Below are 3,798 nucleotides of genomic sequence, written 5' to 3'. Positions count from 1 at the left end.
GCGGGGCCCTTTCCTACAAAAAATGTCCGGCGGTGTCCTACTCTCCCACACAGTCTCCCATGCAGTACCATCGGCGCTGAAGAGCTTAACTTCCGGGTTCGGAATGGGACCGGGTGTTTCCCCTTCGCCAAAACCACCGAACGCCTCAACGCACCACCCCAACCGGGGTAGGCAAACTCAAACGTTCGAACACACATATGCTGTTATCAACAGCGGGTGCCCAGATTGTTTTCCGGGAACCACACAGGGACGCGAACACTCGCAGCGATTTGGATTGAACGAATTGTGTGTTCAAGCCACTCGGCCTATTAGTACCGGTCGACTCCACACCTCACAGCGCTTCCATCACCGGCCTATCAACCCGGTCGTCTCCCGGGGGCCTTACACCCCTTTGACGGGGTGGGAGAACTCATCTCGAGGAAGGCTTCCCGCTTAGATGCTTTCAGCGGTTATCCCGACCGAACGTAGCCAACCAGCCGTGCCCCTGGCGGGACAACTGGCACACCAGAGGTCCGTCCGTCCCGGTCCTCTCGTACTAGGGACAGACCCTCACAATTCTCCTACGCGCGCAGCGGATAGGGACCGAACTGTCTCGCGACGTTCTAAACCCAGCTCGCGTGCCGCTTTAATGGGCGAACAGCCCAACCCTTGGGACCTACTCCAGCCCCAGGATGCGACGAGCCGACATCGAGGTGCCAAACCATCCCGTCGATATGGACTCTTGGGGAAGATCAGCCTGTTATCCCCGGGGTACCTTTTAGCCGTTGAGCGACACCGCTTCCACACGCCGGTGCCGGATCACTAGGCCCTGCTTTCGCACCTGCTCGACACGTCCGTCTCACAGTCAAGCTCCCTTGTGCCCTTACACTCACCACCTGATTACCAACCAGGCCGAGGGAACCTTTGGGCGCCTCCGTTACCCTTTAGGAGGCAACCGCCCCAGTTAAACTACCCACCAGGCACTGTCCCCCACCCCGATACAGGGGCGCGGGTTAGACGCTCAAAACGACCAGAGTGGTATTTCACCAACGACTCCACCGACACTGGCGTGCCGACTTCACAGTCTCCCACCTATCCTACACAAACCGTTCCAAACGCCAATACCAAGCTATAGTGAAGGTCCCGGGGTCTTTCCGTCCTGCTGCGCGAAACGAGCATCTTTACTCGTACTGCAATTTCGCCGGGCCTGCGGTTGAGACAGCGGGGAAGTCGTTACGCCATTCGTGCAGGTCGGAACTTACCCGACAAGGAATTTCGCTACCTTAGGATGGTTATAGTTACCACCGCCGTTTACCGGCGCTTAGATTCTCAGCCTCGACCCCAAGGGGTCTAACCGGTCCTCTTAACGTTCCGGCACCGGGCAGGCGTCAGTCCGTATACCGCGTCTTACGACTTCGCACGGACCTGTGTTTTTAGTAAACAGTCGCTTCCCCCTGGCCACTGCGACCCAACCCAGCTCCCACCGCAAAGGGCGTTCACCAAGCCGGGCCCCCCTTCTCCCAAAGTTACGGGGGCAATTTGCCGAGTTCCTTAACCACAGTTCACCCGATCGCCTTAGTATTCTCTACCTGACCACCTGAGTCGGTTTAGGGTACGGGCCGCCAGTACACTCGCTAGAGGCTTTTCTCGACAGCATGGGATCACTCACTTCACCTAAAACGGCTCGGCATCAGCTCTCAGGAACATGAGAGACGGATTTACCTATCTCTCTCCCTACAGCCTTACCCCAGGAACAACCATCGCCTGGGCTGAGCTACCCTCCTGCGTCACCCCATCACTCACCTACTACCCCCTCGGGCCCCACGCTCCCCAAAGCCGCGGGCCCGAAGGCCCACAACCCGGATCGGGTGGTTAGCATCAGAGGATTCAGCGTTGGCGCATACCAGCGGGTACGGGAATATCAACCCGTTGTCCATCGACTACGCCTGTCGGCCTCGCCTTAGGTCCCGACTTACCCTGGGCGGATTAGCCTGCCCCAGGAACCCTTGGTCATCCGGCGCACACGTTTCTCACGTGTGTCTCGCTACTCATGCCTGCATTCTCACTCCCACAGCCTCCACCACTCGATCACTCGGCGGCTTCACCGGCTGCAGGACGCTCCCCTACCCACCCACACCACACGGTGCGGATGCCACGGTTTCGGCGGTGTGCTTGAGCCCCGCTACATTGTCGGCGCGGAATCACTTGACCAGTGAGCTATTACGCACTCTTTCAAGGATGGCTGCTTCTAAGCCAACCTCCTGGTTGTCACAGCAACTCCACATCCTTTCCCACTTAGCACACGCTTAGGGGCCTTAACCGATGATCTGGGCTGTTTCCCTCTCGACTACGAAGCTTATCCCCCGCAGTCTCACTGCCACGCTCAACTTACCGGCATTCGGAGTTTGGCTGACGTCAGTAACCTTGTCGGGCCCATCAGCCATCCAGTAGCTCTACCTCCGGCAAGCAACACGCAACGCTGCACCTAAATGCATTTCGGGGAGAACCAGCTATCACGGAGTTTGATTGGCCTTTCACCCCTAACCACAGGTCATCCCCCAGGTTTTCAACCCTGGTGGGTTCGGGCCTCCACACCGTCTTACCGGCGCTTCACCCTGCCCATGGCTAGATCACCCCGCTTCGGGTCTACAGCATGCGACTAAAAACGCCCTATTCAGACTCGCTTTCGCTACGGCTACCCGCCACCGGTTAACCTCGCCACACACCATAACTCGCAGGCTCATTCTTCAAAAGGCACGCCATCACCACCCGACACCCCGAAAGGCATCAACCAGCTCTGACGGCTTGTAGGCACACGGTTTCAGGTACTATTTCACGACCCCTCACCGGGGCACTTTTCACCTTTCCCTCACGGTACTGGTCCGCTATCGGTCATCAGGAAGTATTCAGCCTTACCACGTGGTCGTGGCAGATTCACACGGGATTTCACGGGCCCCGTGCTACTCGGGAAAACACCCAAGAGACACCACAGTTTCGTCTACCGGACTCTCACCGTCTACGGTCGGCCATCCCAAGCCGTTCGACTACCATGATATTTTGTAACTCTCTGCTGGACTGGTAGACCCAGCCGGATGCTCCCACAACCCCGCACACGCAACCCCTACCAGGTATCACACGCGCACGGTTTAGGCTCCTCCGCTTTCGCTCACCACTACTCACGGAATCACAATTGTTTTCTCTTCCTACGGGTACTGAGATGTTTCACTTCCCCGCGTTCCCACCAACCGCCCTATACATTCAGACGGCGGCGACACCCCATGACGAGTGCCAGGTTACCCCATTCGGAAACCCCCGGATCAAAGTCTGGTTGCCGACTCCCCGAGGCATATCGCAGGCTCCCACGTCCTTCATCGGCTCCTGATGCCAAGGCATCCACCGTATGCCCTAAAAAACTTGAACACACAAAACGATCAAAACAAATCGCAGAACAAACAACAACAACCCGAACCCGAAACAAAAACCCCCAAAAAGAGGGCCCTGCTCCAAGTCGAGCTCTCATCGTTTGCCAGAGATGCTCGCGTCCACTGTGCAGTTCTCAAAAAACAACCGGGCCCACCAACCCCACACACTCTTAAGAACGCATGGAAGCCGGTCCCGCAGTCCGAGGCCCCGAACACCAAAGTGCCCGTTCCCTCAGGACCCAACAGCGTGCCCAACCCACCAACCGCCTGACACCCACCGTTCCCACTCCCCCAAAACCCTGGGGGCGGTACTAGCTGAGCCACACGGCCAGCGAACTGAATAACCAGTGCTCCACATCTATGAGCAGCCACCTAACAGACATTCGCTGTTAACGGC

General features: G+C 57.7%; 2 rRNA genes. Both read right to left on the bottom strand.

The features are described 5' to 3' along the window. Positions 1-24: 24 nt before the first annotated feature. Positions 25-141: ribosomal RNA gene (gene rrf, locus BZB76_RS33990) — 5S ribosomal RNA — on the bottom strand. A gap of 146 nt (positions 142-287) precedes the next feature. Next, positions 288-3,399: ribosomal RNA gene (locus tag BZB76_RS33985) — 23S ribosomal RNA — on the bottom strand. Positions 3,400-3,798: the final 399 nt, after the last annotated feature.

It is taken from the genome of Actinomadura pelletieri DSM 43383 (assembly GCF_003634705.1).
Classification (GTDB): domain Bacteria; phylum Actinomycetota; class Actinomycetes; order Streptosporangiales; family Streptosporangiaceae; genus Spirillospora; species Spirillospora pelletieri.
Note: the sequence above shows the minus strand (reverse complement) of the source record. Positions and strands in the feature narration are given on the sequence as shown.